Consider the following 26,616-nt stretch of genomic DNA (forward strand, 5'->3'; position numbering starts at 1 on the left):
CCTAGCATCACCCGAGTGATCGATCCGTCCCATCGAGCAGACCATGCGTGGCGTTGCGACGGCCCTGCTCGCCCTGCCGGCGACTTTCCTGCTCAGCCTGCCGGCCGAAGCCCAGCGGGTGGTCAGGAAGCTCGATTGGATGTGTCCCCTGGGCTACGTCGACATGCTCAACGGCAGCTGCAGCACCCTGGGGTTGATGCACTACACCGTGAGACCCACCCATGGCCAACCCTGCCCCCCAGGCTGGATGAATGTGGGCGGAAAGTACTGCCGTAAAAAGTGAGCCAACCGACCCAGCCCAGCTCCGCCCGGCCTCCGAAGCTGCGCATCCTCTTTGACGGAGCCTGTCCCCTCTGCCGCCGTGAGGTGACCTTCCTTCGCCGCCGGGACCGACAGCGCCATGGTGCTGACGCTCGGCTGGCGTTCATCGACATCGATGCCGCGGACTATGAACCCGCTGCCCACGCCGGGATCGACTACGCCGCCGCGATGGGTCGGATCCATGCCATCACCGATGACGGCACCGTGCTCACCGATGTGGAGGTCTTCCGCCAGGCCTACGCCCTGATCGGTCTGGGTTGGCTCTATGCCCCCACCAGCTGGCCCCTGGTCCAGCCCCTGATCGATGGCGCCTACCGCCTGTGGGCAGCGGCCCGGCTTCGGTTCACCGGTCGCCCCAGCCTGGAGGTCCTCTGCCAGGAGCGCTGCGGACCACGCCTGCCGGTCCATCCCTCGGTGGAGGCGTGAGCCCCGACGTCCCTTCCCCCGGCACCGCCCCCTCCACCCCGCAGCCGGCCGTGGATCTGGTGGTGGTGGGCAGCGGACTGGGGGGGCTCTGCGCCGGAGCCGTGGCGGCCCGTCATGGCCTGGAGGTTCTGGTGCTCGAAGCGCACGACCGGCCCGGGGGAGCCGCCCACGGCTTTGCGCGCGGCGGCTTCCAGTTCGAGTCCGGCCCCTCGCTCTGGTCCGGCCTCGGGCGATGGCCCAGCGCCAATCCGCTGGCCCAGGTGCTGCGGGCCGTGGGGGAGACCGTCCCGGTGGCCACCTACCGCAGCTGGGGTCTGCTGCTGCCGGAGGGATCGCTGCGGATCGGCGTGGGCCTGGATCCATTCCTGGAGGTGGTCCGGCAGCTGCGCGGTCCGGCGGCGGCCGAGGAGTGGTCCGCCTTCATGGCCTGGCTGGCCCCGTTCTGCCAGGCAGCGCGCCAGCTGCCGCTGCTGGCCCTGCGGCCGGGCCTGGGGCTGGCCGCCACCCTCAGCGGGGGGCCTGGACTGGCCCTGCTGGGACAGGCCGGGAGGCTGGCCAGCCTGGGCGGAGCCTTCGGCCCGCTGGCCCGGCGCCGTCTGCGCGATCCCTTCCTGCTCCATTGGGTGGATCTGCTCTGCTTCCTGATCTCAGGGATGCCGATGGAGCACACCAGTGCCGCCGCCATGGCCACCCTGTTCGGGGAATGGTTCGAGCCAGAGGCCAGCCTCGACTACCCCCTGGGCGGCAGTCCGGCGGTGGTGGAAGCCCTGGTGCGCGGTCTGCGCCGCCACGGCGGTGCGCTGCGCACCCGAGCTCCCGTGGGCGAGATCCTCGTGGAGGACGGCCGTGCCCGGGGAGTTCGCCTGGCCGACGGGGAGCGGATCCTCGCCCGGCGGGGAGTGATCGCCAACACCAGTCCCTGGGATCTGCTGCCGCTGCTGCCCGCCGACGCGATCCCGGCCCGCTGGCGAGGACGCCAGGACGCCACGCCCGCCTGCCGCAGCTTTCTGCACTGGCATGTGGGCCTGCGCTCCAGCCCCGCGATGGGCGACCTGCCGATCCACCACGTCTGGGTCGGTGACTGGCAGCGGGGCATCGACGCGGAGCGCAACATGGCCGTGCTGTCCATGCCGTCGCTGCTCGATCCCTCCCTGGCTCCGGCGGGCCATCAGGTGCTGCACGGCTACACCCCCGCCAACGAGCCCTGGGAACTCTGGCGCGATCTCGAACCGGGAAGCCCCGCCTACGCCAGGCTCAAGGCAGAACGCTGCAGCCTGTTCCATCGCGTGCTGGAGCAGCTGGTTCCCGATTGGCAGGAGCACGTGGTGCTCGAACTCCAGGGCACGCCCCTGACGCATCGGCGCTTCCTGCGGGTGCACCAGGGAACCTACGGGCCGGCCTGGCCCGCCGATCGGGGCCCCTTCCCAGGGGGGAGCACGCCGATCGAGGCTCTGGTGCTCTGTGGCGCTGGCGTCTTCCCCGGGATCGGCGTTCCGCCCGTCGCGGTGAGCGGAGCCATGGCGGCCCATCGGTTCGTCACGGCGAAGCAGCAGCGCGCGCTGCTGGAGGAACTGCGTCTGGCGCAGTGAGAGCGCGATCGTCGTCTCCGGCCAGGGGGAGCAGCCAGCCGGCCCCGGTCCGCCGTCAGAGTGGGGCGAGCACCCGGGCCGAGCGTCTGACCATGACCTCCATCACCTGCCACTACAGCGGAGGGCTGCGGTGCCGCGCGGAACACGGCCCATCGGGCAGCTCCCTGGAGACCGATGCCCCGGTGGACAACCAGGGGCAAGGCGCTTGTTTCTCCCCCACCGATCTGATCGCCACGTCCCTGGCCACCTGCCTGCTGACGATCATGGGAATCGTGGCGGAGCGGCATGGCTGGCCCCTGGAGGGCGCCTCGGCCCGGGTGGAGAAACGCATGAGCAGCGGCCTGCCCCGGCGGATCGCGGCTCTGGAGGTCTGGCTCACCCTGCCGGAAGGGCTGGACGCCCAGCAGCAGGCGACCCTGCGCAGGGCGGCGGAGACCTGTCCGGTGAAAACCAGCCTTGACGGGGCCGTGCCGATGACGCTGCACTGGGAGAAGGACGGATCGGGAAGCAGCGGAGGTTCCGGCGACACGTCCGGGACCTGAGGCCAGAAGCAGCGCAGGATCAGGCGACCGGGCTTTCGGTCCCCCAGCTTCCGGTGCCCGAGCTTTCCGTACCCCAGAGCGACACCAGAGCAGCGCGGTCGGAACCCGTCAGTGAATCAAACCCACGACGGGTGAAGTAGGACATCAGAGTATCGCTGGTGTCGTAGCGGTAGTTAAAGCCATCGCCGTAAGGGTGATCCAACCCAAGCACATGCAGAATCTCGTGCTTGATCGTCACCCTTTCGTCCATTCCCACGAGGCCCCGCCTCATGTTCTGCCAGGTCACATCGTAACCATCCTTCGTGAAGAAGGTGGATCCGATCACATTTGGATCGAGATAACGCTTCAGTGCATAGATGTCCATGACGGCCTCCTCCCTGGAAGGCACACGCTCGAAGGAAAGGCCGGTCAGCTTGTCAATCCCGTTCAGGAACCTTCGAATCAGCCGCGATTCTCTCCACGACATCGCCGTGGTGGCCCTGCGGCGCCCCCCGACCATTCGCACACCGGATTGCCGTTCCAGGTAGTAGGTGACAACCTTCGCGGCGCCCGTGAAGCGGGTCAGGCGATCGGCCAGCCTCGGGTTGACGATGCCGTCGATCGGAATGCCCACAGCTCCGCGGCAGACGCGCGCTCAACCCTAGGGAGGCGGCTCCAACGCCGCCAGGCTGTTCCATGGCCAGGCGCCATGCTGGGAAGCCGCACGATCCCGCCCCATGGCCGTACCGGGCACGGCGCTCCGGCGCCTCCGCGACCACCTGCATCAGACCCGGCTGCTGGGATCGATCAGCAGTGCGCTCTACTACGACCAGAACACTGTGATGCCGGCGGCCGGGGCCGAGTGGCGGGGCCAGCAGCTGGCACTGCTGGCGGGTGAACTGCATGAGCGCCAGAGCAGCGCGCCCTACACCGAACTGCTGGTGGCGGCTGAGGCGGAGCTCGACAGCGAGGCGCCACCGGAGCTGCGACGCAACCTGGAGCTGCTGCGGCTGGAGCTGGGGCGCCAGCGCTGTCTGGACCCAGCCCTGGTGAGTGCCCTGGCCAAGGCCCAGTCCCGGGGCAATGCCGTCTGGCAGGACGCCCGCGCCCGCAACGATTTCGGGACCTTTGCTCCTGCGCTCGCCGAGCTGATCAGCCTGCGCCTGGAGCAGGCCAGCCAGCTGGCTGCTGCCGAGCCGGTGGCCCGCAGCCCCTGGGAAATCCTGGCCCAGCCCTTTGAGCCGAATGTGAGCAAGGCCCGGCTCGAGGAGCTGTTTGCCCCCCTCAGGGCTGGGCTGCCGGCGTTGCTCCAGCGGGTGGCTCCCAGCAGCACTCCGGAGGGCTCCGGCGGCGATCTGGCCGAGGCCCTGCAGGAGCGGCTCTGCGCCGAGCTGCTGGACAGCTGGGGCTACGACCCCCAGCGCTGCCAGCGCTCGCGGTCGGCCCACCCCTTCTCCTGCACCGTCGGCCCCCAGGACTTCCGCATCACCACCCGGGTGGTGCCAGGCCAGCCGCTGTCGGCCTTTCTGGCCACCGCCCACGAGTGGGGCCATTCGCTCTACGAGCAGGGCCTGCCCCGCACCGACGACCACTACTTCCCGTGGCCCCTGGGGGAAGCCACCTCGATGGGAGTGCATGAATCCCAGTCGCTCTTCTGGGAGTGCAGGGTGGCCCGCAGCCGGGCCTTCGCCGAGCGCTGGCACCACCGCTTCTGCCAGGGGCTGGGCAGCGATCCCTGGAACGGGGCCTTCGGCTTCTGGCGCGCCCTCAACCCGCTGAAACCGGGCCTGATCCGCGTGGAGGCCGATGAGCTCAGCTACGGCCTGCACATCGTGCTGCGCTTCGAACTGGAGCTGGCCCTGCTGGAGCAGGCCATGCCGGTGGAGGAACTCCCCCACCACTGGAACCGGCGGATGGGCGAACTCCTCGGTGTCCGGCCCGCCAGCGACGCCGAAGGATGCCTGCAGGACATCCACTGGGCCGAGGGACTGTTCGGTTATTTCCCCTCTTACGCCCTCGGCCATCTGATCAGTGCCCAGCTCGCCGAGGCCCTCGAGCGCGATCTCGGCGGAGCCGGGGCGATCGAAGACTGCGTGGCCCAAGGGGAGGAAGAACGGCTGCAACAGTGGCTGGCCCGCCATGTCTGGCCCCTCGGCCGCCAGGTGGATGGGGAGGAACTGGTGGCGCAGGTCTGCGGCAGCGCCCTCTCCGCTGCACCCTTCCTGGCCTATCTGGAGCGGAAGCTGGGGCAGCTGCAGGGCTAGCGCAATCGGCTCCGGAGCCGATCCCTAGGATGCCGGCCGCCCACCGAACCTGCTTGATGGCGAACATCGACCACGCCCCCAGCCGCACGATGCTGAACCTGCTGCATGTGCTGCCGGCCTTTGCCGATGAAGCGGAGCTGCGGCTGAACGCGATCGTGGAGCTCAACTCCATGACGATCAACAAGTACGAGCTGATCACCGAAACCGGCCACCTGAAGCTCGATCGCGTGGGCTACTCCTCGCTGGCCTATCCCTTTGCCTACGGCTGCATCCCCCGCACCTGGGACGAGGACGGCGACCCCCTGGATATCGAGATCGTGGGCGTCACCGAACCCCTGGTTCCAGGCTCCCTGGTGGAGGCTCGGATCATCGGCGTCATGAAATTCGACGATGGCGGTGAGGTCGACGACAAGGTGATCGCCGTGCTGGCGGACGACAAACGGATGGACCACATCACCAGTTACACCCAGCTGGGGGATCACTGGCTCAAGGAGACCCAGTACTACTGGGAGCACTACAAGGACCTCAAGAAGCCCGGCACCTGCAAGGTGAATGGCTTCTTCGAGAGCGCCGAAGCCGTGACCATCGTCAAGGCGTGCGAGGCCCGCTACCAGGCTGAGATCGACGCCAAACTGGTGAACTGAGGCGCCGCGCGCCACCCGGGCGGCCGCTCCTGTTTCCTGCCGGGAACGCCGCCCCAGCCCTCGTCCCAGCCACCATCCCCGATCCGATCCATTGCCGTGATGCAGCCCCACCGCCCCACCCAGTTCCAGCGGTTCGGCGCCGGAGCCCTCGGACTCCTCAGCGCCGCTCTCCTGGTGCCCCTGGGACAGACCGCAGGCTGGACGGCCGAGGCCACGGCGCCCAGCGCAGCCCCCGGCAGCAGCACCAGCTCGAGCACCACCACCGTGGTGCCGGCCACGGTGAACCGCGAAATCGTGCTGGAGCTGGGCAGGCGCCAGATCAGCCTGCGGGAGAACGGCAAGGTCGTGGGCAGCTGGCCGGTGGCCATCGGCGATCCCAGCACCCCCACCCCCGTGGGGCGCTTCGCGGTGGAGAACAAGGTGATCAATCCGCGCTACCAGAGCACCCGCAGCGGCAAGGTCAACGCCACCGTCGGGCCCCAGGGGCCTCTGGGGGACCGCTGGATCGGCTTCAAGCAGAGCGGTGCCAACCAGTACGGCATCCATGGCACCCCCACCGCCTGGGCCTGGACCGTCACCTCCCGCGCGGCCGTCTCCAATGGGTGCGTGCGCATGCTGACCCCCCACGTGCGCGAGCTGTTCGATCGGGTCGAGGTGGGGACCCCGGTGATCGTCCAACGCTGAGGCCCTGAACGGGGCTCCATGGGCGCCATCGGGACCCCGCTCGTCCCCCGCTCCATGCACACCATCACTGAACCGAAAGAGATTCTTGAGATCGCCCCCCGGCATGGACGAATCTGAGGGGCTTGAGCGTAAGTTTCCGGTTCAGATTTGTGGCCGATGATTCCTGTGCATCCCCCGCATTCACACCAGGGTGGAGCCGGAGAGCTGTCCTCCTGCTCTGGCGGTGGTGCCGGAGCGCGCGGCAGCTGGGGTCAGGTGATGGAGCAGGAGCACAGCACGGCCCTCAAATGGTCCAGCGACGGGGAACTCTCCGTGCTCGACCTGCATCGGATCATCGCCCGTCTGGCCGATGCCGACCCCATCGCCAGCGGACTGGATGTGAGCCACTTCGGCGCCGTGCAGCGCGAGCAGGCCTGAATCTCCCTGTGGGCCTGAAGCAGCCCTGACCGGCGACCCTCAGGGCTGCGCCGGCAGCATCATCCGGCGGGCAAGGGCTCTGGCCATGCCGTCCCGGCTGGCCAGTCCCCGCAGCGAGGCCACCGCCAGGCCGGGATTCGGCAGGCCATGGGGCAGAACCCCGGCCCGGATCGCCTCCACCGCGAACACCGGCACCTGGCGGCAGCCCGTGGGGGCGAGCTGATCCTCCAGCTGCGCCAGATGGGCCGATTCAGGCAGCCAGACCAGATCGCCCCGGAGGCAGTCCCGCAGCAGAGGCGTGGCGCCGGACCGAGCGCCGGGGGAGTCCGAGCGGGCGCTGATCACCCGCTGAAGATCCGCCAGGGTCACCAGGCCGATCACCCACTGCCCCTCGGCCACCACCAGGCAGTGACCATGGGCCGCCACCAGCTCGGCCAGGGCTGTCACGGCCGGAGACTCCGCCGGCAGCACCAGGGGAGCTTCGGGTTCGAAGGCCTCGCTGACGCCGACGGCGGCGAGTTCACGCCGGCGGCGCTCCTCCTCGGCGTCGGGGCCGAGCAGACCGGGATCGCTGATCCCCTGCCAGCGTTCCACCAGGAGAGCACTCAAGCCGGCAGCCGCCATCAGCGGCAGCACGATCCGGATGTCATGGGTGAGCTCGAACAGCAGCAACAGGGCCGTGAGCGGCGCCCGCGCGCTGCCCGCCAGCACGGCCGCCATGCCGACCATGGCATAGGCGGGTGGCTCGGCAATCGGCAGGTGCAGCCAGCCATCGCCCAGCACCTGGCCGTAGCAGTTGCCCAGCACCGCTCCCAGCACCAGGGAGGGGGCAAAGCCACCGCCCACGAACCCGGTGGCATTGCTGATGGCCGTGGCCAGCAGCTTCATCCCCAGCAGCACCAGCAGGGCCAGCAGGGGGATGCCCCCGTCGCGCCCGAGCAGGGCCTCGATCGTGTCGTAGCCGACGCCGAGCACCTGGGGAAACCCCAGGGCCATCACGCCCACCGCCGCCCCCCCCAGGGCCGTGGGAAGTCCGACCGGCAGGCGGGCCAGCGCGCCTTGCAGCCGATCGCTGCGGCCCAGGGCAAGCACCGTCAGGAGCAGCCAGGACACCAGGCTCGCCAGGAGCCCAAGCCCCAGGTACAACGGCAGCTCCAGGGGTGAACGCACCTCGTAGGCCGGCAGCCGCAGGATCGGTGCATCCCCGAGCACCAGCTGGGTCACCAGGGCCGAGGCGACCGCCGCCACCAGCACCGCCCGCAGACTCGGCCGGCCCTGAATGGCGCTGAAACTCCCCTCGAAGGCAAAGAACACCCCGGCGATGGGGGCCTTGAAGCCGGCAGCCAGCCCCGCCGCCACCCCCGCCGCCACGAGGGCTTTCTGGCTCTGGGGAGGCAGCCCGGCCCGCAGGGCGACCCAGAGGCCCAGGTTGCCGCCGCTTTCCACACTCGGGCCCTCGGGGCCCAGGGAAGCGCCGCTGCCGAGGCTCAGGGAAGCACCCAGCAGCCGCAGGGCTGGAAGCCGGGGCATGGGGGGGACAGCCCCATCCGCCATGGCCAGCAGACTGGGGAGGCCGGGCCCGAGATCGCCGCCCAGACGGCGCAGCAGACCCACGGCCAGCCCCCCGAGGGTGGGGACGACCACCACCGGCCAGAGGTTGATCCAGTCGGGCAGCCCGGAGACGGGCAGGGGGGGCGGCTCGAGGCTGGCGGGCGGCGGCGGCAGAAATCCCAGCCCCCCCAGGCCGATCTGCAGCAGGGCGCGCAGGGGTGTGCCGCTCTGGGGCGGCAACTGGACCAGCTCGGGCGGGGGCTCGCTCAGAGGTGCACGACCGACGCTGAGGAGCACTTCGACGAGGGGACCGAACAGTCCGTTGTTGATCAGACCGAGCAGCTCGTGGAAAGCCACCACCGCGAGCCCGGTGAGGCCGCCGACCAGGGCGGCCCAGGCGAGCAGGTTCCACTGAAAGGGCTGGCGGCCAGCCTCGGCGGAGCCAGGCGTTGGGGCCTCAGGCCTCGGGCCGGACGCTTGCAAAGATCTCCTCCAGGATCTCGCCAGCCCCCTGCTCCCTGAGGCGGTGCGCCAGGCCCCTGCCGATGGCCTCCGGGTCCTCCTGCGGCCCACGCGCTTCATCGCGGATCAGCCGGAGACCATCGAGGCTGGCCACCATGCCGGTGAGGATCAGCTCGCCGGTGTCGTCGTCGCCGCTGAAGCGGGTGTTGACCCCGATCGGCACCTGGCAGCCCCCCTCGAGCTCGTGCAGGAAGGCCCGCTCCGCCAGGCAGCGACGGGCTGTGGGGAGGTGCTCGAGCACCTTGATCTGGGCCAGCACGGCCTCATCCCCCTCGCGGCACTCGATGCCCAGGGCACCCTGGCCGACGGCATGCAGGGAGATCGAGGGATCGATCAGCTCATGGATCCGCCCGCCCAGGCCCAGGCGACCCAGCCCCGCGGCGGCCAGGATCAGGCAATCGAACTCGCCGGCATCCAGCTTTTCCAGCCGGGTGATCACATTGCCCCGCACGTCCTTGAAGGTGAGGTGGGGGAAGTGATGGCGCAGCTGGGCCAGCCGGCGCAGGGAGCTGGTGCCGACGACCGCACCCTCCGGCAGGGTCGCCAGGCTCCTGTCGCTGTGTTTGGCGTGCACGACGAGGGCATCGGCCGGGTCTTCCCGCTCGGTGATGCAGCCGAGCATCAGCCCTTCGGGCAGGTTGGTCGGCAGGTCCTTGAGGCTGTGGACGGCGATGTCCGCCCGGTCCACCAGCATCTGGGCTTCCAGTTCCTTGGTGAAGAGCCCCTTGTCGCCGATCTTGGCCAGGGCCACATCCAGGATCTTGTCCCCCTGGGTGGCCATCGCCTCGATGCTGATCTCCAGGCCGGCGTGGGCCCTGGCCAGCTCATCGCGCACCCAGTGGGTCTGCACCATGGCGAGCTGGCTGCGGCGGGAGGCAATGCGCAGGGTGGAGCCGGCCATCGAGAACCTTCGGTTGGCAGTCGAACTGCCGATCAACAGCCGCCCAGCCTAGGGACTGACGTTCCCGCAGCAGCCGCTTGCGATGGTCCGTGATCGGGTTGGAGGTTCGGCAGTCCCTCGCAGGGCCATCAGGCCCTTCAGCCGAAGCAGTCGAGTGGCAGGGGGCCCCACGTATCCTCCACCGCCGGCTCGGCCGGGTTGTGGCCCGTGATCAGCAATCCCTCCCCGAGTCCCTGCTCACGGCGCAGCAGAAACCGTCCGGTGTGCTGGTTGGCCTTCAGGAACACCGGACCCTCGACCATCTCGAGGCTCTCACCGGCCGGGTCCGGCTCCAGGGGTTGCCAGCCGAGCTCGGACTCCAGGGAACGCAGCACCTGCACCGCCTGCCTGGCCGTGGGGGCCATCACCCCGACCGTGAACCAGTCACAGGCCTGCATGCGGAGCAGAAGCTCGCTGCGCAGCTGCTCACGCTGGGAGGCGTCGAGGTGGGGAGCCGTGCGGAGGCCCCGGAGGTCGGCAAGGGCTTCAGCCATCAGAGGTGGAACACAACGGTCCCCTCCTACAGGATGGTCGAGCGACCCGGGGTCCGCCGAGGGGGGAGGGGGCCGAGAGTTACTTGATGTATTCCTTCAGCACGCCGTTCCGGTTGGGATGGCGCAGCTTGCGCAGGGCCTTGGCTTCGATCTGGCGGATGCGTTCCCGCGTGACATCGAAAATCTGGCCGATTTCCTCCAGGGTCTTCATGCGGCCGTCATCGAGGCCGTAGCGCAGCCGCAGCACATCCCGTTCCCGGGGGCTGAGGGTGGCCAGCACACCTTCCAGATCTTCGCGCAGCAGGTTCTTGGCGACGTCCTGCTCGGGGTTTTCGATGTCGGCTTCGATGAAGTCACCGAGACGGGAATCCTCTTCCTTGCCGATCGGCGTCTCCAGGGAGATCGGCAGCTGGGCACTCTTGGCGATGAAGCGCAGCTTCTCGATGGTCATCTCCATCGACTCGGCGATCTCCTCCTCCGTGGGCTTGCGGCCGAACTCCTGGGAGAGGGTCTTGGTGGTTTTCTTGATGCGCGAAATGGTCTCGTAGAGGTGGACCGGCAGCCGGATCGTGCGGCTCTGGTCGGCAATGGCGCGGGTGATCGCCTGACGGATCCACCAGGTGGCATAGGTGGAGAACTTGTAGCCCTTCTCGTGGTCGAACTTCTCGGCGGCGCGGATCAGGCCGAGACTGCCTTCCTGGATCAGGTCCTGGAAGCTCAGGCCCCGGTTCATGTACTTCTTGGCGATCGACACCACCAGCCGCAGGTTCGACTGCACCATCTTTTCCTTGGCCCGGCGGCCGAGCATCAGCCGGCGGCGGAACTTGATCAGGGGCATCTCCACCAGGGCCGCCCATTCCTTGGTGTCCGGATAGTGGCCGTGGTCGGCCTCGAACTGGGCCGCCAGCTCCTCCAGCTGGAGCAGGTCGGCGATCTTGCGGGCCAGTTCGATTTCCTCGTCGGGCCTCAGCAGACGAATGCGGCCGATTTCCTGCAGATAGACCCGGATCGAGTCCTCGGTGTAGACCCCCTTGGGGCCGACCTTGATGCTCGCCAGCGCCTTGGCCGCCTTGTCGTCCTTGTCGGCCGTTTCTGCCGGAGAGGCCGAGGCCGAGGCGAGCAGCTGGTCCGCCGCCGCATCCAGATCAGCCGTGGAGCCGGGCTTGGCGCCTGCTGCCTTGGCGGTCCGGGAGGCGGCCTTGGGCTTGGCGGAGGACTTGGCGGCGGCCTTGGCCTTGCCCCCGGCCGCAGCCTTGGGCTTCGGGGCGACCTTGCTGGCCGTGGTGTCTGGTTCCTGGCCTGAACCCTTGGCGGTCACCTGGACCGCCCCCCCCGCTGCCGTCGCCACCATCAGGATCTCGGGAGCGGACTTGGGGCTGGCAACTGCAGGGCTCATGGACGAACGGGCGGCTGGGACGAAAGGGTGAACGGGGAGACGGGGATCCTGGTGGACGGGAAGAGGCACGCTCTGGCCGGGCCTGAGAAACAGGCGGCGGGCTGCCTGGGGGACGGCTGGGAGCTGGACGGCCAGGAACCGGAACGAACAGCGATGGGGATGCACCGCGGTGCGAACAGACCAGCCAGGCCTCAGGACCAGTCTTCCACCGTGGGGTGGACGACTGAAACCAAGACGAAGCCTGCGCAGCAGGGGACAACTCCCTCGGGAGCTACCCAGCGGCGACCGTCAGGTCAGGGGTGGACGTCAGACAGGAGAGCGGGGGCGGTCAGCGGCTGGGCCAACGGTGGAAAAAGCTGTCGGCAGCGCATGGAGGTGGCCGGAGCCGGAGCAGTGCTGTCAGGGGTGGTCGCAGACCGGAGGGCTTGGATGGGGGTAATCCCAGGGCTCTCTCTTCAGGTCTTCCCACTGGACGGAACTCTGCCTGGTTCCGACGGCAGCCATTGGACTGCCCAACAGCACCATCCTATGAATGCCCGGAGACCTTTGCAAGTTTGCTGAGCCCGTGGCTGCAGATCTGGCTCGAGGCCGGCCGCGAGGGACAGGTGTTCACCTATGCCAATCCCCTGGATCTGCCTGTGGGCATCGGGGATCTGGTGCAGGTCCGGCTGCAGGGCCGCCTGCACAGCGGCCTGGTCGTCGACGGCCTCCGGCAGCCCCCCGAGGAACTCCGGGGCCGCCGGCTGCTGCCGGTGGAGGCGATCCTGCAGAGCGCCGCCGTCGACGGGACGTGGCAGAGCCTGATCACGGCTGTGGCAGGACACTGCCACACCAGTGTCTTCAAGACCCTGAAAAGTGCCCTGCCGCCGGGCTGGCTGGGGCAGCGGCGGGCCAGCCGGACCGGGGCGCCCCGACCGATCTGGGTGGTGGAACCCGTCCGGCCGGTCGGAGGGGATGAGCGCCTGACGGAGCGCCTGACAGAGCGCCAGCGGGCCCTGCTCAGCCATCTGGAGAGCGCAGCCGCCCCCGTCCCCCTGCGGGAACTCTGCGGCAGAGCCGGATTCAGCCGCAGCGTGGTGCAGGCGCTGGAAGGCCGGGGACTGCTGCGGCGCAGGGCCGCCCGACCCGGAGGAGAAGGCGGCTGCAGCGGCGAGCCGCTCGAAGCGCCCCAGCCCCTCACCCCTGCGCAGGCCCAGGCCATCCAGGCCCTGGAGACAGCTGGGCCGGGCCAGTCGTTCCTGCTGTGGGGCGTGACCGGTGCAGGCAAGACGGAGGTGTACCTTCAGGCGGCCGCCCGGCACCTGGCGGCAGGCCGCAGCAGCCTGCTGCTCACGCCGGAGATCGGTCTGATCCCCCAGCTGCTCGACCGCTGCAGGCGCCGCTTCGGCGCCGCCGTCGTCGAGTACCACAGCGGCCTCAGCGAAGGCGAGCGGGTCGCCGCCTGGCGGCGCTGCCTGGAGGGGGAGCCGCTGGTGGCCGTGGGAACCCGTTCGGCCGTCTTCCTTCCCCTGGGTCAGCCGGGTCTGATCGTGCTCGACGAGGAGCACGACACCTCGTACAAGCAGGAGAGTCCGATGCCCTGCTATCACGCCCGCGAGGTGGCGCGGCTGCGGGCGGAGCAGACCGGGGCCGTGCTGCTGCTGGGCAGCGCCACGCCGGCCCTGGAAACCTGGCTCGCCTGCCACACCACCGGCCCCAGGCAGACCACCCTGCTCCGGCTGCGCGAGCGCATCGGCGGCCGCCCGCTCCCGCCGGTACGGCTGGTGGACATGCGGCAGGAGCTGGCCGCGGGGCACCGCCGCCTGCTCAGCCGACCGCTGATGACCCGGCTCCAGGGCCTTCAGGAGCGGGGTGAGCAGGCGGTCGTTCTGGTGCCGCGCCGCGGTTATCGCACCTTCCTGAGCTGCCGCAGCTGCGGCGAGGCGGTGCTGTGCCCCCACTGCGACGTGGCTCTCACCGTCCATCGTTCCGGCAGCCAGGAATGGCTCCGCTGTCACTGGTGCGACCACCGCGCCGAGATGCAGACCCGCTGCGGGCACTGCGGTTCGACGGCATTCAAGCCGTTCGGAGCCGGGACCCAGCGGGTGATGGAACAACTCGGGGAAGAACTCGAGGGCCTGCGGGTGCTGCGCTTCGACCGGGACACCACCCGTGGGCGCGATGGCCATCGGCGGCTGCTGGAGCGCTTCGCCGCCGGGGATGCCGATGTGCTGGTGGGCACCCAGATGCTGGCCAAGGGCATGGACCTGCCCCGGGTGACCCTGGCGGCGGTGCTGGCCGCCGACGGCCTGCTGCACCGCCCGGATCTGCGCGCCTCGGAGCAGTGCCTGCAACTGCTGCTCCAGCTCGCCGGACGGGCGGGACGGGGTGAGCGGCCTGGGGAGGTGCTGGTGCAGACCTACAGCCCGGACCATCCGGTGATCCGGCATCTGGTCGATGGGCGCTACGACCGGTTCCTGGCCAGTGAACTGGAGCTGCGCCGCCATGGCGGGCTGGTGCCGTTCAGCCGGGCCTGTCTGCTGCGCTTCAGCGGCCCCCAGGCCAGCCGGACCGCGACGGCGGCGGCGGCCGTCGCGGAGTTGCTGAGGCCCGCGGTGGAGGCCGCCGGGTGGTGGCTGATCGGTCCGGCCCCCGCCCCGGTGGCGCGGGTGGCTGGCCGCAGCCGCTGGCAGCTCCTCCTGCATGGTCCGGCCGAGCCGGACCCATCCCAATCGCCGTGCCTGCCCCTGCCGCCGGAGACGATCCTGCGGCAGACCCTGCCGAGCGGTGTCGGCCTGGCCATCGACCCGGACCCGATCAACCTCTAGGCCGGCAGGCCGGGCAGGCCGAAACCCAGCTGCTGGCGCAGGCGCCCCAGCAGCAGCACCACCGACAGGCCGAGCAGGATGGCCCCCGCGCCGAGGCCGAGGGGGCTCCAGCGCCAGCAGCGGACCTCCAGGGCATTGACGGCGCCACAGCGAAGCGGCCAGCGGACTCCCCGGACGGCGGAGAGCACCACCGCCGCTTCGGGGCTGGCGCGGCGCACCGCGGCCGGACGCAGGGGCTCGAGATCCAGACTCAGGCCAGCGCCCGGCAGGGGATCGGCCTGGCTGAGATCGACCTCCACCACCAGCCGCTGCTGGACCCCCACCAGCCAGTTGCGCTCGTGCCATTCGAGCCTGGGGCGGGGCATCGCCATGCCCGCCAGGCGGGCCGCCTCGGCGACGTTGGCCGCCAGCAGCTCGAGGGCCTCGGCCGCGGGCATCACCGGAGCCAGCAACCGCTCCCCTGTGGGGCCCGGATCGGCGGCGGCGGGCTTCAGGCCGGCCTGCCGCAGGGCCGATCCGAACTGGCGCTCCCACGGCGTCGGCACCCCAGCCGCGTCATGCCCCAGCCGCTGCCCCACCTGGAGGCGTCCGGGACCATGGAAGTGGAGCTCGCTGCGGAGGGTGCCGCATCCTCCGAGCAGCATCGCCAGCAGCAGCAGCGCGAGCACCAGCGCGGCGAAACCGAGCGGCGGCCGGGTGGGGCCCACCGGTGGTGGGGGGGGCGGCGCCGGACGCTGGGCCCGGCGGCGGCGGCGTGCCAGCTGCTGCATCCCCCCGGCCAGGGGCTCGGCCTCGCCCAGCGCCGGCAGGGTGATGGACCACCGGCGCGGACGCTCGAGGGCGGGAGCCTCCAGCACCGTGAGCAGATCCCTGGCCTGGGCCCGCAGACCGGGGTCACTGCAGCGCTTCACCTGACGGCAGCAGGCCATCGCCTGCGCGGTGTTGCCCTGTCCCATCCAGGCGGTGGCCATCAGCAGCTGCAACTGGGCTCCCTGGGCGGTGGCCGGGGGATGGGCCGGAGCCAGATCCGCCAGGGTGCGCAGCACCTGGCCATAGTCGCCCCGTTCGAGGCTGAGGCGCGCCGGGAGGAAGGGATCGTCAGCCATGGGGGAGGACGCTTGGCCTCAGCTCTCGAGCAGCTGGGGACTGCCCACCACCATGGTGCCGATGCCCGCGTCCGTGAACACCTCCAGCAGCAGGGCATGGGGCACCCGGCCATCGACGATGTGGGCCGCGGCCACCCCCTGGGCGAGGGCCCGGATGCAGCACTGGGTCTTGGGGGTCATGCCCCCCTCCACCACCCCCGTGGCGATCAGCTCACGGGCACCCGCGAGGGTCAGCTGACGGATCAGCGAGCCGGGATCGCTGCGGTTGCGCAGGATGCCGGCCGTGTCGGTGAGCAGGATGAGCTTCTCGGCCTGGAGGGCCGCGGCCAGCTCGCCGGCGACCGTGTCGGCATTGATGTTGTGGGCCTGGCCCTCGCGATCGGCGGCCACGCTGGAGATCACCGGGATGTAGCCGGCATCGAGGAGGGGGCCGAGCACCGAGGGGTCCACGGCCGCCACCTCGCCCACGAGCCCGTTGCATCCCTCGCCATAGGTGCGGGCCGTCACGAGCGATCCGTCACTGCCGCAGAGGCCCACGGCCCGGCCCCCCACCTTGTGGAGGCCGTTGACGATGTGCTTGTTGACCCGACCGACCAGAACCATCTCCACCACATCCATGGTTTCGGGGGTGGTCACCCGCAGCCCTCCCCGGAACTCCGGCGCGATGTTGAGCCGGGCCAGCCACTCGTTGATCTCCGGGCCGCCGCCGTGGACGATCACCGGCTGCACCCCGACGGAACTGAGCAGCACCAGGTCGCGGTACACGGCATCGCGCAGCTCCTCCTGGACCATGGCCGCGCCGCCGTACTTGACCACGACGCGGCGACCGCTGAAGCGCTGGATGTAGGGAAGGGCTTCGCTGAGCACCGACACCCGCAGGGCATCGGTCTGGTTGATGGTGGGATCGGGGCTCACGATGGGGCTGATGGGGAGTGGTTCGGCAGGAGCTCTCAACTGGAGGCGGGCTGGGGCAGCAGCCGCAGGGTGAAGCGCCCCCCCTGGAGCTGTTCCAGTTCACAGCAGAGGCCGGCACCGAAGAAGCGGCCCAGACGCTCCTGTTGCGCCTGCCAGCGCTCGAAGGGCACGGCGCCGGCGTCGAAGCGCAGGCTCAGGCCGTACTGCCCGGCATGGTCGAGCTCCTCGACGGCCAGCAGCTGGGGGGGCTCGTCCTCGTCCCAGAGCTTGAGCACCTCCAGGGAGCTCTCGAGATGGGCTTTCTGGCCGTAGCGCCAGCGCATCACATCGGCCAGGAGCTTGCGCAGCGGCTCACTCTCCGGTCGTTCGCGCAGGGCCTTGAACGGACCCGCAGGGTTGAGACGCTCGGGGGGAGGGAGCTCCGAGGACTTCAGGGCCAGCCCCCCCAGCAGAATCGGGATGCCGTAGAAGATGGTGGGAAGGCTGAGGTTGGGGTTGCCCGTCGCGTAACCGATCCAGCCGATCACGGACAGCGCGGCGCCGGCCACCGTGACGAGACTCCCTGGGGAGAAAAGTGCTTGCATGACGCCATCCTCCACGATCAGCCCGGCCGCCGCGATGTCCAGTCCCCCCCGTCCCGGCGAGTCCACGCCGCCCGCGAACGCCGCGCCTTCCGCCCCCCCGGGAACAGCCGAGTCCCGGGGAACAGCCCAGCCCCCGGAACAACCGGAGGACCCAGGGAAGGCTGAACCCCCGCAGGCCCCAATCCCCACAGCGGAGCTGATCGAGAAGCTCCAGGCCGACCGGCTCTGGCTCCTGCGCCAGATCGACGCCGGGGCCTGGCCCGAGTGGCGCCTGGATCTGGCGGCCCTGGAGCGGGAGCTGGGGGAACTGCTCGACCGGGTGACCCCGCTGCAGGACGGCGGCGGCTGACCCCTCCGGTGAAACTCCGCCAGGCTGACTGGCCCGCAGGCGGTTCAGGCCGGCCTCAGAAGGGAATCTCGTCGTCGGTTTCGGGGAGATCGGGCACCAGGGGCGAGGCATTCCAGGTGGGGGGCTCCGCCTCCGCCGCCGCCGCCGCCCGCGGCACCGGCCGAGGGGCCGGGCGCCCGGAGGCCGGCGCCGGGCTGGCGACGGGGGGCACGGAGCGGGTCGCCGGGGGGGGCGCCATGGAGGGCGCCATGGAGGGAGCTGATCCAGCGACGAGGGGGTGGAGCCTGGAGAGGGTGAACTCGGCGCGCTTCTCCTTCACCCCATCGGGCCGGGTGACGGTGTTCATGCGCAGCCGGCCCTCGATCATCAGGCGCTGCCCCACCTGGACCCGGTTCTGCAGATCCTGGGCCAGATTGCCCCAGCCCACCACCTTCAGCTGGCCCGGCGGGTCATCCGGCCGCAGGCCATCGAGCTGGACCGCCATCTCCGCCACAGGAGTCTGGTTGTCCTGGGTGTAGCGCACCTGGGGGGCCTCCAGCACATCGACTTCCAGCAGACAGTGATTCACGCTCCGGCAACCCTTGGGTGAGCCCATCCTGATGCACCAGGGCAGCGCACACCAGCCCCGCCGGCGGCTGTGGCTGTTCGCCGGTACCGGCGAGGGCCCGCGCCTGGCCGAGGCCCTGCTGGCGCTCGGCTGGCGGGTGCGGGTGAGCGTCGTGACCCCGGCGGCGGGCCGGGCCTATGACCATCTGGCAGGGGTCGAGCTGTGCACCGGAGCCCTCGACGGGGCCCCAGGCCTGCAGCGGGAGCTGCTGCAGGCCGAGCGGCACGGTGCCCCGTTCACGCTGGTGGTGGATGGGACCCATCCGTTTGCCCTCTCCATCCGGCAGGCCCTGGTAACCGGCTGCGGCGCCCAGGGGCTGCCGCTGCTGCGGCTGGAGCGTCCGCATCTGGCCGACGACGGCGCGGCGAGCCCGGTGCCCCTGCTGCCCGACCTCGACGCCCTGCGCCGGGTCCCGCTGCGGGGTGAGCGGATCCTGCTGGCGATCGGCGCCCGCCGGCTGGCCGATGCGGTGGCCTGCAGCCCGGGGGCCCTCCACCATGCCCGCCTGCTGCCCAGCGCCGCAGCGCTCCAGCAGGCCATGGCGGCGGGGCTGGCGGCGGAGCGGGTGGCCTGCCTGCGGCCGACGGCCGGGGGGGCCGTCGAGGAGGCCCTGCTGAAGCGCTGGGGCATCACGCTGATCCTGGCGCGGCAGTCGGGCGGGCCTCCCGAAGCCCTGTGGCGTCACCTGGCCCTCCGGCAAGGGTGCCGCCTGCTGCTGCTGCGCCGGCCGCCGGACCCGACAGGCGTCCAGGGACTGGATCAGCAGGCTCTGCTGGCCCGGCTGGCGGCCTGGCCCGGTCCCGGGGGAACGGGAGCCGCGGGGCAGGATGGCTGAGGGCGCCCGGAACCGCATGACCCTGCTGCTGGCGATCACCACCGAGGCAGGCCAGGAGCAGGCCGAAACCCTGGCCAGGGCGGTGCTGGAGGCCCGGCTGGCGGCCTGTGTCGCCCTCACGCCGCTGCAGTCGCTCTACCACTGGCAGGGGGAACTGGTCACTGGGCACGAAGTGCAGCTGCTGATCAAGAGCCGGCCGGAGCAGCTGCAGGAACTCGAAGCCCTCGTGCACCGACTGCACAGCTACGACACCCCCGAGTGGATCCACTGGGAGGCCAGCTGCAGCCGCGGTTACGGGGCGTGGCTGACGGCCTGCGGCCCAGGGAACGCGGAGTGCAGCAGCGACCTTCGGTGATTCGGTAATTCGGTGATTCGGTGTTGCCCTCTTGCGGTGTTCGGGCGATCCGGGATGCCGGTGAGCCGGACTCAGGAGGGCAGGTGCGTGGCCACCAGCTCGCCGAGGTCGACCTGGGGCCGCGGACCCAGCTGGGTGACCACCTGGCCGGCACAGAGGGAGCCGAGGCGTCCACAGCGGGCCGGATCCCATCCCTGGGCGAAGCCGTGCAGGAAGCCCGCCGCATAGAGATCACCGGCGCCGGTGGTGTCGACCAGGGGCCCGAGCCGGTACGGCGCGATCGCGTGGCTGTGCTCGCCGCTGAGGACCAGGGAGCCCTGCTCGCTGCGGGTCAGGGCCGCCACGGCACAGCGGCCGCGCACCTCCTCGACCGCCGCCTCGAAGCTGTTGGCCCTGTAGAGCGCCGTGATCTCCATCTCGTTGGCGAAGAGGATGTCCACATGGCCGTCGACCAGCTCCTGGAAGCTGTCCCGGTGCCGTTCGACGCAGAAGGCATCGGAGAGACTCAGGGCCACCTGGCCGCCATGGGAGCGAGCCACCTCCGCCGCGGCGATGAAGGCGCGCTTGGCCGCCTCGCTGTCCCACAGGTAGCCCTCGAGGTAGAGCACCTTGGCCTGGGCCACCATGGCCAGATCCAGGTCGGCAGGGTCCAGGGCGACCGAGGCACCCAGATAGGTGCACATGGTGCGCTGGGCATCGGGCGTCACCAGGATCAGGCAACGGGCCGTCGAGGGCCCGCTGGTGGCGGCAGGGGTCTCGTACCGCGCCCCGACCGAACGGATGTCATGGCTGAAGATCCGGCCGAGCTGATCGTCCCGCACCCGGCCGATGAAGCCGGCCCGGCCACCCAGCTGGGCGATGCCCGCCAGGGTGTTGGCCGCGGAGCCGCCGGAGGTCTCCAGCCCGGGACCGACACTGCCGTAGAGACGGTCGGCCTGGGCCTCGTCGACGAGCGCCATGGTGCCCTTGGTCAGACCGTGGTCACCGAGGAAGCGGTCGTCCGCCTGCACGAGGACATCGACGATGGCGTTGCCGATGCCGACGACATCAAGGGTTTTGGGGGTCATGAAGGATCGGGGAGGGTCGACGCGGCGGATCGGGAGGGCAGCACCGCTCAGACACTGAGCAGGTCAGACACTGAGCAGGGCCCGCTTCGGTCCGTGGATGGGGTCCTCCACCACGATCGTCTGGTCCCGGTCTGCCCCCAGCGAGACGATGGCGATCGGCACCTCCATCAGTTCGGCCAGGAAGCGCAGGTAACTCATCGCCGTGGCCGGCAGATCCTCCAGCGTGCGGCATTCGGCCGTGGATGTCTGCCAGCCGGGCAGGGTCTCGAACACCGGCTTGCAGCGGGCGAACACTTCGGCACTGCTGGGGAAGTGCTCGATGCGCTCGCCGTCAAGCTCATAGGCCACGCACACCTGGATGGCGTCGAGCTCGTCGAGCACGTCGAGCTTGGTGATGGCCAGGCAGTCGAGGCCGTTCACCTCGACGGCGTAGCGGCCGATCACCCCGTCGAACCAGCCGCAGCGCCGGCGCCGACCGGTGGTGGTGCCGTATTCGCCTCCCCGGTCGCAGAGGTGGTCGTTGAGGCTGCCCTGCAGCTCGGTCGGGAAGGGCCCCTCACCGACCCGGGTGGTGTAGGCCTTGGCGACGCCGATCACCCGGTCGATCAGGGTGGGGCCGACGCCGGCACCGATGCAGGCGCCGCCACTGACGGGATTGGAGGAGGTGACGTAGGGGTAGGTGCCGTGGTCGAGGTCCAGCAGGGTTCCCTGGGCTCCCTCGAACAGGATGTTCTGGCGGGCGCGTGCGGCCTGGTGGATGGTGCGGGTGCAGTCCACCACATGGGGAGCCAGACGCTGGCCGTAGCCGAGGTACTCCTGGACCACGGCCTCGAAGTCGAGGGGGGCGATGCCGTAGAGCTTCTCGAGGATCTCGTTCTTTTCAGCCAGTGGGCCCGCCAGCCGGTCCCGCAGGCGGGCCTCCTCGAGGATGTCGATGATGCGGATGCCGTTGCGCTCCGACTTGTCGGCGTAGGTGGGCCCGATCCCCCGTCCCGTCGTGCCGATGCGACGGTCACCACGCCGCTGTTCCATCGCCTGGTCCAGCAAGCGGTGGTAGGGCATGGTCACGTGGGCCGTGGAGGCCAGCCGCAGGCCCGAGACGTCAATGCCGAAGGTGGCCAGCATGTCGAGCTCCTCCAGCATCACGCGGGGATCGACCACGGTGCCCGACCCGATCAGGCAGACCGTGTCGGGGTAGAGGATCCCGGAGGGGATGAGGTGCAGCTTGAGCACCTTGTCGTCCACGACGATGGTGTGCCCGGCGTTGACACCGCCCTGATAACGCACCACCACATCGGCGGAGCGGCTGAGGAGATCGGTGATCTTGCCCTTCCCCTCGTCACCCCACTGCGCACCGATGACGACAACGTTGGCCAAGGACACAGCGGCCCGGAGCCGCTTCACAGCACAACCACAGAGACTCTCAGATGGAGGTCCCCTTCGTCAAAATCACGCCCCGCGGATCAGGCCCCGCGGACCACGCCGCGCTCGGCCTTCTGCAGTTCCTTGGTGACCCGATCCCGCAGGGCATCCGGCACCGGACGGTTGGGGTAGTTCGCGTAGTGGCCGGCCAGGGAGTTCAGGGCCGTCTGCATGGTGGTGAAGGAGGCCAGCCCATTCACGGACTGGCGGGGCCTGTAGCGGGCCATGTAGGCGTTGATCAGCTGGCGCGCCTCGGTTTCGGCCTCGGAGCGTCCGGCGTCGTCCGCGCCCATCCCGACCGTGGCGATCAGGGCATCCGCCACGGCGACCGTGTCGTCGACATAGTTGCCGGAAAGACTGCCATCGACGCTGCCGCAGGCGGTCAGCAGCAGGCAGCCCGTCAGGCAGAGCGCCAGGACGGAACGCCGACCGGCCCGGAGGGCCCGGCCGCAAGCCTGCAGCCATCGGCGGACCTGGGTCGAGAGGGCGCCAACCATGGCCGCTGTGCAAGTGCGCCGATCCTAAGGACCTCCCCTCAGGGCAAGGGTGATCCCGGCAGCGGCTGCAGGCCCCCGCGTTCCCGCAGCACCGTGGGTACCAGGGTCTGCAGCAGCGCGTCCTGGGACAGCTCCCTGCGGTCGCCTCCGGCCCGCTGGACCAGTTCCAGTCGGCCCTCCGCGGCCCCCCGGCCGACCACGACCCTCCAGGGGATGCCGATCAGGTCGGCATCCTTGAACTTCACCCCGGCCCGCTCGCTGCGGTCGTCCAGCAGCACGGCCAGGCCGGCCTCCTGGAGATCCCCGTAGAGCCGCTCGGCCAGCAGCCGCTGGGTCTCCTCCGCCACGTTCGCCGCCACGATGATCACCTCGTAGGGGGCGATCGCCGTGGGCCAGCAGATGCCCTGGGCGTCGTGGTGCTGCTCGACCGCCGCCTGGGCAAGCCGCGAGACACCGATGCCGTAGCAGCCCATCCAGAGGGGCTGCTCCACGCCGTCTTCCGTCGTGAAGGTGGCGTCCATGGCCGTGGAGTACTTGCGGCCCAGCTGGAAGATGTGGCCCACCTCGATGCCGCGGGTCGCGGCCAGCCGCTGGCCGGCATCGTGGAGACAGCGATCGCCCGGCTGGGCCGCCCGCAGATCCAGGCTGCCCGGACAGGGTCCCAGCGCGCCCCAGCTGGCGCCGCTGCGGTGGGTGTCGACCTGGTTGGCCCCGCAGATGAACGCGTCCAGATCGGCCGCGGTGGCATCGGCCAGCCGCAGGAAGTTCGGGATCCAGCGCCGGGCCCCGTCCAGCACCCCATCGGCAAGGTCCGGGCCGAGGTAGCCGAAGGGGATGGGGCGCAGGCCCTCAGCCCCGACGGCCTCGGCCGTGAGCGGTGCAATCTCCAGCAGCGTGCCGTGCTCGGCGGAGCAGCGCTCCGTCACCGCGTTGGCGAGTTTGACCTCGTTGAGCTGCTGATCGCCCCGCAGGCTCACCAGCAGGGGCTGCTGGGCCCCGTCCTCGAAGCGGGCCAGCAGCAGCAGCACCTTGAGGATCTGACTGGGATGGAAGCCATGGGCCTGGCAGAGCTCCTCGACGGTCGTCTGGGAGGGCGTCGCGAGCGGTTCACCCCGACCATCCAGCCTGGGGCCACCCGGCAGGGGTTGGGCCTCGACCGGCAGGGAGACCGCCCGCTCCTGGTTGGCGGCGTAGCGGCCATCCGCACTGCTGAGGATGAGATCCTCACCCGCATCGGCCGTCACCATGAACTCCTGACTGGCCGATCCACCGATGGCGCCACTGTCGGCCTCCACGGCCACGGCGTTCACCCCGCAGCGGGCAAAGATGCGCCGGTAGGCCAGATCCATGGCGGCGTAGGTCGCGCCAAGGGAGGCCTCATCGGCATGGAAGGAATAACCATCCTTCATGATGAACTCCCTGCCGCGCATCAGGCCGAACCTGGGTCGGATCTCATCGCGGAACTTGGTCTGGATCTGGTACAGATTCACCGGAAGCTGCCGGTAGGAGACCAACAGGTCGGCGGCCAGGGCGGTGATCACCTCCTCATGGGTCGGCCCCAGCCCAAGCTCCCTGCCCTGACGATCCACGAGGTGAAACATGATCCCCTCGCCCTGGGTGTAGCCGGCCCACCGCCCACTGCGCTGCCAGAGCTCGGCGGGTTGCAGCTGGGGGAGCAGGGTTTCGAGGGCCCCGGTGGCGTCGAGCTCCTCGCGCACGATGGCGGAAATCTTCTGCAGGACACGCCAGAGCAGCGGCAGGTAGGCATAGATGCCACTGCCCAAGCGGCGGATGTAACCGGCGCGGAGCAACAGCCGATGGGAAGGAATCTCGGCTTCGGCGGGATCATCCCGCAGCGTCACCAGCATCAGGCGGGAGACGCGCATGGAAAGCAACTTCAGGGTTGGCGGAAACTATCACCCCTCCTTCAGGGGCCCGATCCGGCAGGGCCGAAACAAGGCCTTCGCCAGCGCCACAGCCGGCGCTGCAGACGTAACGAGGACCACATCCGGCGCCCGAGACCTCTGCTAGTGTCCGCGAACAAATCCAGTCAGTCCAAAGCGCGTCTCATGCTTCCCAACCAAGGCGATGTCAACACCTTGGGGACAGCTGAAGGATTGACCATCGATCCCGGTTCCCTGGCGGGCGCCCCGGAGACCCGCGGCGGCGGCGACGGCGCCGCCGACGCCCTGATCGGCATCGACGAGGTTCAGAAGGCCCTGAACCGTTCCCGGGCTTCGGTGTACCGCTACACCAACACCGACCCCCGCAATCTCAACCCGCCCTTCAACCCGCGCAAACTCAATCCCGAGTACCGCAGCGACCAGAAGGATCCCCTGCTTTTCCACCCCCACGAGGTGGCCCGTTTCGCCCGGGACGTTCTGCGCATCAAGGAAGTCACGGTGGAGGTGCTCAACTCCCCCTCCACCGCCACCCACCAGCTGCTGAGCGCGATCCTCGAGGAATTGCAGGCCATTCGGCATCGGCTCGATCGCCTCGATGAGGCCCCGGCCGGGGGACTCTCCACACCCCCGGCGCTGGCCAACCGGTTTGACCAACAGGCCCGCCCTGCCGCCTGATCGCTGGGCGCACGCCCTGCCGCCTGATCGCTGGCCGCGACCTGAACCCATCGCCCTTCGCGGTCACGCCCTTCCGATCCATCCGCCTGCGGATCGGCCGCCACTTCTGCGCCCATCGGTGGCATAATCGCGCCATCTCCTGTTGAACCGGTTACGGCCTGCGTCGACATCTCCTGGGCTCAAGGCCTGGAGCACGCGATGCCCCAAGGGCCGCACCCATGACCCACACGCAACTTTCGAGCCCATCGCCAGGTCCTTTCGCCCCCGCCCGCTCTGGGGAAGCCGAAGGCTTGGCGGCACTGCAGTCCTCGGGCAACGAGGCCGGCGACGATCCCCACAGTCCGGGCCCCGAACCCCTCGCCTTTCTGTTCGGAACCCTGATCGCCCTGATCACAGCCGTGGTGCCCCTGGCCACGGTGGTGGCGGGCCGCCCACCCACAGAAGGCCCTCCGACCCTCCATGGATCTGCGCCACCTGCCGGCATCCCCAGCGCCCGGGCTGGTGAACCTGGTGGTGGAAATCCCGGCAGGCAGCCGTAACAAGTACGAGTACAACCAGGCCGCCGGGCTGATGGTTCTCGATCGGGTGCTGCATTCCTCCGTGCGCTACCCGTTCGACTACGGCTTCGTCCCCAACACCCTCGCCGACGACGGCGCCCCCCTCGACGCCATGGTGATCATGGAGGAGCCGACCTTCGCCGGCTGTCTGATCCGGGCGCGGCCGATCGGCATCCTCGACATGGTCGACTCCGGTGCCCACGACGGCAAGCTGCTGTGCGTGCCCGAAGCTGGATTTCGCCATCGGGACATCCACTCCATCCGGCAGATCGCTCCGAACACCCTCGAAGAGGTGGCGGAGTTCTTCCGCACCTACAAGAACATGGAGGGACGGGTGACCAGGATTTCCGGATGGCTGGATGCGGACGCCGTGCCCGCCCTGCTGGAGCACTGCATTAGCGCCGCCACGAAGGGTTCAGCGACGGCAGGCACCTGACTCGGCTGCGGTCAGGGGGCACTTGCGGTCAGGGGGCACGGGTGGTCAGCGGGCACGCTGCAGCAGGAATCCCTCGTAGCCCAGAGCCTGGAACACCCGGGCCGGGTCGGAGAATCCAGCGGCGTTGACCAGGGCGGTGAGGCGCGCCTCACCGATCGGATGCAGGCCCTGGGTCAGGGCGAGGAGGTCCTCGTCGCGGGCGAGCAGGCCGCTGGCCCGCTGGAATCCCAGCCAGGCCTCCGCCACCTGGGGCTGCAGCGGTGAGCGCTCGGGGGCCATCAGGTCCACCAGCACCAGCTGGCCGCCGGGCTCCAGGCTGCGGGCCAGGGCGCTCAGGAAGGCGAGCTTGGTGCCGTCATCGGGCAACGACTGGAGCACCAGCACCGAGAGGGCCCCCGCGAAGCAGGCCTCGGCCTCGAGTTCCTCCACCCGGGCCTGGCGCCAGACGATGTCCGCGGGTCCGAGCCGCTGCTGGGCAGCGGCGAGCATCTCGGCAGAGGGGTCGATGGCGGTCACCTGCCAGTCGGGGCGCTGGGCCCGGGCCTCGACCAGGTCCGCTCCGGTGCCGCAACCGGCGACCAGAACGGCCGCCCCCGGCCGGGAGGCAAGCGGTGAGGCGGCCAGGAGGGCCACCGAGAGCCGAGCCAGGCTGGCGTAACCCGGAATCAGCTGCTGCACGGTCAGGTCGTAACCCTGGGGAACGGCCAAGAACTCGGAACAACTGCATCGAT

28 protein-coding genes are annotated in these 26,616 nt (G+C 70.1%); 14 read left to right on the forward strand and 14 right to left on the reverse strand.

Translation table 11 applies throughout. The features are described from left to right. The first annotated feature begins 43 nt into the window (after window positions 1-43). The 4 genes from ACLD7X_RS06265 (at window position 44) to ACLD7X_RS06280 (ending at window position 2,878) form a co-directional block, all read left to right on the forward strand. Window positions 44-283 (forward strand): hypothetical protein, encoded by a 240-nt coding sequence (locus ACLD7X_RS06265; RefSeq protein ID WP_411422658.1) that lies wholly within the window; start codon window positions 44-46, stop codon window positions 281-283. Continuing rightward, complete coding sequence (locus ACLD7X_RS06270; RefSeq protein WP_411422659.1) at window positions 280-747, forward strand: thiol-disulfide oxidoreductase DCC family protein; 468 nt, start codon at window positions 280-282, stop codon at window positions 745-747. The genes ACLD7X_RS06265 and ACLD7X_RS06270 overlap by 4 nt, the downstream gene beginning before the upstream one ends. Continuing rightward, window positions 744-2,336: a phytoene desaturase family protein gene (locus tag ACLD7X_RS06275; RefSeq protein WP_411422660.1), complete on the forward strand. Its 1,593-nt coding sequence runs from the start codon at window positions 744-746 to the stop codon at window positions 2,334-2,336. The genes ACLD7X_RS06270 and ACLD7X_RS06275 overlap by 4 nt, the downstream gene beginning before the upstream one ends. Before the next feature lie 92 nt (window positions 2,337-2,428). Beyond that, a complete protein-coding gene (locus tag ACLD7X_RS06280) occupies window positions 2,429-2,878 on the forward strand; it encodes an OsmC family protein (protein WP_411422661.1) in 450 nt (149 codons plus the stop codon). Between the two features lie 19 nt (window positions 2,879-2,897). On the opposite strand, the gene ACLD7X_RS06285 is transcribed toward ACLD7X_RS06280, so the two are convergent. After that, complete coding sequence (locus ACLD7X_RS06285) at window positions 2,898-3,491, reverse strand: zinc metalloprotease (protein ID WP_411422662.1); 594 nt, start codon at window positions 3,489-3,491, stop codon at window positions 2,898-2,900. A gap of 103 nt (window positions 3,492-3,594) precedes the next feature. On the opposite strand from ACLD7X_RS06285, the gene ACLD7X_RS06290 reads away from it, so the two are divergent. The 4 genes from ACLD7X_RS06290 to ACLD7X_RS06305 all read left to right on the forward strand — a co-directional run bounded on the left by ACLD7X_RS06290 (window position 3,595) and on the right by ACLD7X_RS06305 (window position 6,866). Continuing rightward, window positions 3,595-5,121 (forward strand): hypothetical protein, encoded by a 1,527-nt coding sequence (locus ACLD7X_RS06290; protein ID WP_411422663.1) that lies wholly within the window; start codon window positions 3,595-3,597, stop codon window positions 5,119-5,121. A gap of 56 nt (window positions 5,122-5,177) precedes the next feature. Then, window positions 5,178-5,765 (forward strand): inorganic diphosphatase, encoded by a 588-nt coding sequence (locus ACLD7X_RS06295; protein WP_411422664.1) that lies wholly within the window; start codon window positions 5,178-5,180, stop codon window positions 5,763-5,765. 99 nt (window positions 5,766-5,864) lie between these two features. Next, the gene (locus ACLD7X_RS06300; protein ID WP_411422665.1) at window positions 5,865-6,449 is read left to right on the forward strand and encodes a L,D-transpeptidase; all 585 of its coding nucleotides are present in this window, start codon (window positions 5,865-5,867) and stop codon (window positions 6,447-6,449) included. Between the two features lie 258 nt (window positions 6,450-6,707). Further along, entirely contained in the window at window positions 6,708-6,866 is a 159-nt protein-coding gene (locus ACLD7X_RS06305; protein WP_412007040.1) for a hypothetical protein, read from the forward strand. Window positions 6,867-6,905: 39 nt separating this feature from the next. Here ACLD7X_RS06305 and ACLD7X_RS06310 read toward each other — a convergent pair whose 3' ends face one another. The 4 genes from ACLD7X_RS06310 to rpoD form a co-directional block, all read right to left on the reverse strand. Continuing rightward, window positions 6,906-8,900: a chloride channel protein gene (locus ACLD7X_RS06310; protein WP_411422667.1), complete on the reverse strand. Its 1,995-nt coding sequence runs from the start codon at window positions 8,898-8,900 to the stop codon at window positions 6,906-6,908. Beyond that, entirely contained in the window at window positions 8,875-9,840 is a 966-nt protein-coding gene (gene hemC, locus ACLD7X_RS06315) for a hydroxymethylbilane synthase (protein WP_411422693.1), read from the reverse strand. The genes ACLD7X_RS06310 and hemC overlap by 26 nt, the downstream gene beginning before the upstream one ends. Window positions 9,841-9,977: 137 nt before the next feature. Then, a complete protein-coding gene (locus ACLD7X_RS06320; RefSeq protein WP_411422668.1) occupies window positions 9,978-10,373 on the reverse strand; it encodes a DUF1824 family protein in 396 nt (131 codons plus the stop codon). 79 nt (window positions 10,374-10,452) lie between these two features. After that, the gene (gene rpoD, locus ACLD7X_RS06325) at window positions 10,453-11,769 is read right to left on the reverse strand and encodes an RNA polymerase sigma factor RpoD (protein ID WP_411422669.1); all 1,317 of its coding nucleotides are present in this window, start codon (window positions 11,767-11,769) and stop codon (window positions 10,453-10,455) included. A gap of 554 nt (window positions 11,770-12,323) precedes the next feature. On the opposite strand from rpoD, the gene priA reads away from it, so the two are divergent. After that, a complete protein-coding gene (gene priA, locus ACLD7X_RS06330) occupies window positions 12,324-14,576 on the forward strand; it encodes a replication restart helicase PriA (protein WP_411422670.1) in 2,253 nt (750 codons plus the stop codon). On the opposite strand, the gene ACLD7X_RS06335 is transcribed toward priA, so the two are convergent. From ACLD7X_RS06335 to ACLD7X_RS06345, 3 genes are read right to left on the reverse strand one after another with little or no spacing between them, the layout of a single operon-like run. Beyond that, the gene (locus tag ACLD7X_RS06335; protein ID WP_411422671.1) at window positions 14,573-15,682 is read right to left on the reverse strand and encodes a DUF3153 domain-containing protein; all 1,110 of its coding nucleotides are present in this window, start codon (window positions 15,680-15,682) and stop codon (window positions 14,573-14,575) included. The two genes, priA and ACLD7X_RS06335, sit on opposite strands and share 4 nt — an antisense overlap. Window positions 15,683-15,700: 18 nt before the next feature. Beyond that, on the reverse strand, window positions 15,701-16,600 hold the full coding sequence (argB, locus tag ACLD7X_RS06340) for an acetylglutamate kinase (protein WP_411422694.1): 900 nt from the start codon (window positions 16,598-16,600) through the stop codon (window positions 15,701-15,703). 32 nt (window positions 16,601-16,632) lie between these two features. Continuing rightward, the gene (locus ACLD7X_RS06345; protein WP_411422672.1) at window positions 16,633-17,181 is read right to left on the reverse strand and encodes a DUF2854 domain-containing protein; all 549 of its coding nucleotides are present in this window, start codon (window positions 17,179-17,181) and stop codon (window positions 16,633-16,635) included. Between ACLD7X_RS06345 and ACLD7X_RS06350 the strand changes: the two genes are divergently transcribed. Then, a complete protein-coding gene (locus tag ACLD7X_RS06350; RefSeq protein WP_411422673.1) occupies window positions 17,180-17,530 on the forward strand; it encodes a hypothetical protein in 351 nt (116 codons plus the stop codon). The genes ACLD7X_RS06345 and ACLD7X_RS06350 overlap by 2 nt on opposite strands. A 55-nt stretch (window positions 17,531-17,585) precedes the next feature. On the opposite strand, the gene ACLD7X_RS06355 is transcribed toward ACLD7X_RS06350, so the two are convergent. Beyond that, window positions 17,586-18,098, reverse strand: a complete 513-nt coding sequence (locus ACLD7X_RS06355; RefSeq protein WP_411422674.1) for a single-stranded DNA-binding protein — start codon at window positions 18,096-18,098, stop codon at window positions 17,586-17,588. Window positions 18,099-18,129: 31 nt separating this feature from the next. Between ACLD7X_RS06355 and ACLD7X_RS06360 the strand changes: the two genes are divergently transcribed. Both ACLD7X_RS06360 and cutA read left to right on the forward strand, forming a co-directional pair. Further along, the gene (locus ACLD7X_RS06360; RefSeq protein ID WP_412007041.1) at window positions 18,130-18,972 is read left to right on the forward strand and encodes a precorrin-6A/cobalt-precorrin-6A reductase; all 843 of its coding nucleotides are present in this window, start codon (window positions 18,130-18,132) and stop codon (window positions 18,970-18,972) included. A 16-nt stretch (window positions 18,973-18,988) separates the two neighbouring features. Continuing rightward, window positions 18,989-19,327, forward strand: coding sequence for a divalent-cation tolerance protein CutA (gene cutA / locus ACLD7X_RS06365; RefSeq protein WP_425625107.1), 339 nt, complete (start codon window positions 18,989-18,991; stop codon window positions 19,325-19,327). 71 nt (window positions 19,328-19,398) lie between these two features. Here cutA and ACLD7X_RS06370 read toward each other — a convergent pair whose 3' ends face one another. From ACLD7X_RS06370 to ACLD7X_RS06385, 4 genes are all read right to left on the reverse strand, one after another. Beyond that, on the reverse strand, window positions 19,399-20,394 hold the full coding sequence (locus tag ACLD7X_RS06370) for an adenosine kinase (protein ID WP_411422677.1): 996 nt from the start codon (window positions 20,392-20,394) through the stop codon (window positions 19,399-19,401). 63 nt (window positions 20,395-20,457) lie between these two features. Further along, window positions 20,458-21,771, reverse strand: a complete 1,314-nt coding sequence (locus ACLD7X_RS06375) for an adenylosuccinate synthase (protein ID WP_411422678.1) — start codon at window positions 21,769-21,771, stop codon at window positions 20,458-20,460. Window positions 21,772-21,857: 86 nt separating this feature from the next. Continuing rightward, on the reverse strand, window positions 21,858-22,313 hold the full coding sequence (gene psb27, locus ACLD7X_RS06380) for a photosystem II protein Psb27 (protein ID WP_411422679.1): 456 nt from the start codon (window positions 22,311-22,313) through the stop codon (window positions 21,858-21,860). Window positions 22,314-22,351: 38 nt separating this feature from the next. Beyond that, complete coding sequence (locus ACLD7X_RS06385) at window positions 22,352-24,199, reverse strand: proline--tRNA ligase (protein WP_411422680.1); 1,848 nt, start codon at window positions 24,197-24,199, stop codon at window positions 22,352-22,354. A gap of 231 nt (window positions 24,200-24,430) precedes the next feature. On the opposite strand from ACLD7X_RS06385, the gene ACLD7X_RS06390 reads away from it, so the two are divergent. After that, the gene (locus ACLD7X_RS06390; protein ID WP_412007042.1) at window positions 24,431-24,892 is read left to right on the forward strand and encodes a hypothetical protein; all 462 of its coding nucleotides are present in this window, start codon (window positions 24,431-24,433) and stop codon (window positions 24,890-24,892) included. A gap of 459 nt (window positions 24,893-25,351) precedes the next feature. Continuing rightward, window positions 25,352-25,885 carry an inorganic diphosphatase gene (locus ACLD7X_RS06395; protein WP_411422683.1) on the forward strand — a complete coding sequence of 178 codons (534 nt, stop codon included), beginning with the start codon at window positions 25,352-25,354 and terminating at the stop codon, window positions 25,883-25,885. 45 nt (window positions 25,886-25,930) lie between these two features. Here the strand turns inward: ACLD7X_RS06395 and ACLD7X_RS06400 are convergent, their stop codons facing one another. Continuing rightward, the gene (locus ACLD7X_RS06400) at window positions 25,931-26,593 is read right to left on the reverse strand and encodes a class I SAM-dependent methyltransferase (protein ID WP_411422684.1); all 663 of its coding nucleotides are present in this window, start codon (window positions 26,591-26,593) and stop codon (window positions 25,931-25,933) included. Window positions 26,594-26,616 lie beyond the last annotated feature (23 nt).

Source organism: Aphanothece microscopica RSMan92 (genome assembly GCF_046613545.2).
In the GTDB taxonomy this organism is placed as follows: Bacteria; Cyanobacteriota; Cyanobacteriia; order PCC-6307; family Cyanobiaceae; genus NIES-981.

Coding starts and splice junctions, on each gene's coding strand:
- ACLD7X_RS06265 (WP_411422658.1), top strand. CDS start 44: ATGCGTGGCGTTGCGACGGCCCTGCTCGCCCTGCCGGCGACTTTCCTG.
- ACLD7X_RS06280 (WP_411422661.1), top strand. CDS start 2,429: ATGACCTCCATCACCTGCCACTACAGCGGAGGGCTGCGGTGCCGCGCG.
- ACLD7X_RS06290 (WP_411422663.1), top strand. CDS start 3,595: ATGGCCGTACCGGGCACGGCGCTCCGGCGCCTCCGCGACCACCTGCAT.
- ACLD7X_RS06295 (WP_411422664.1), top strand. CDS start 5,178: ATGGCGAACATCGACCACGCCCCCAGCCGCACGATGCTGAACCTGCTG.
- ACLD7X_RS06300 (WP_411422665.1), top strand. CDS start 5,865: ATGCAGCCCCACCGCCCCACCCAGTTCCAGCGGTTCGGCGCCGGAGCC.
- ACLD7X_RS06305 (WP_412007040.1), top strand. CDS start 6,708: ATGGAGCAGGAGCACAGCACGGCCCTCAAATGGTCCAGCGACGGGGAA.
- hemC (WP_411422693.1), bottom strand. CDS start 9,840: ATGGCCGGCTCCACCCTGCGCATTGCCTCCCGCCGCAGCCAGCTCGCC.
- ACLD7X_RS06320 (WP_411422668.1), bottom strand. CDS start 10,373: ATGGCTGAAGCCCTTGCCGACCTCCGGGGCCTCCGCACGGCTCCCCAC.
- rpoD (WP_411422669.1), bottom strand. CDS start 11,769: ATGAGCCCTGCAGTTGCCAGCCCCAAGTCCGCTCCCGAGATCCTGATG.
- ACLD7X_RS06335 (WP_411422671.1), bottom strand. CDS start 15,682: ATGGCTGACGATCCCTTCCTCCCGGCGCGCCTCAGCCTCGAACGGGGC.
- ACLD7X_RS06350 (WP_411422673.1), top strand. CDS start 17,180: ATGACGCCATCCTCCACGATCAGCCCGGCCGCCGCGATGTCCAGTCCC.
- ACLD7X_RS06345 (WP_411422672.1), bottom strand. CDS start 17,181: ATGCAAGCACTTTTCTCCCCAGGGAGTCTCGTCACGGTGGCCGGCGCC.
- ACLD7X_RS06360 (WP_412007041.1), top strand. CDS start 18,130: ATGCACCAGGGCAGCGCACACCAGCCCCGCCGGCGGCTGTGGCTGTTC.
- cutA (WP_425625107.1), top strand. CDS start 18,989: ATGACCCTGCTGCTGGCGATCACCACCGAGGCAGGCCAGGAGCAGGCC.
- ACLD7X_RS06370 (WP_411422677.1), bottom strand. CDS start 20,394: ATGACCCCCAAAACCCTTGATGTCGTCGGCATCGGCAACGCCATCGTC.
- psb27 (WP_411422679.1), bottom strand. CDS start 22,313: ATGGTTGGCGCCCTCTCGACCCAGGTCCGCCGATGGCTGCAGGCTTGC.
- ACLD7X_RS06385 (WP_411422680.1), bottom strand. CDS start 24,199: ATGCGCGTCTCCCGCCTGATGCTGGTGACGCTGCGGGATGATCCCGCC.
- ACLD7X_RS06395 (WP_411422683.1), top strand. CDS start 25,352: ATGGATCTGCGCCACCTGCCGGCATCCCCAGCGCCCGGGCTGGTGAAC.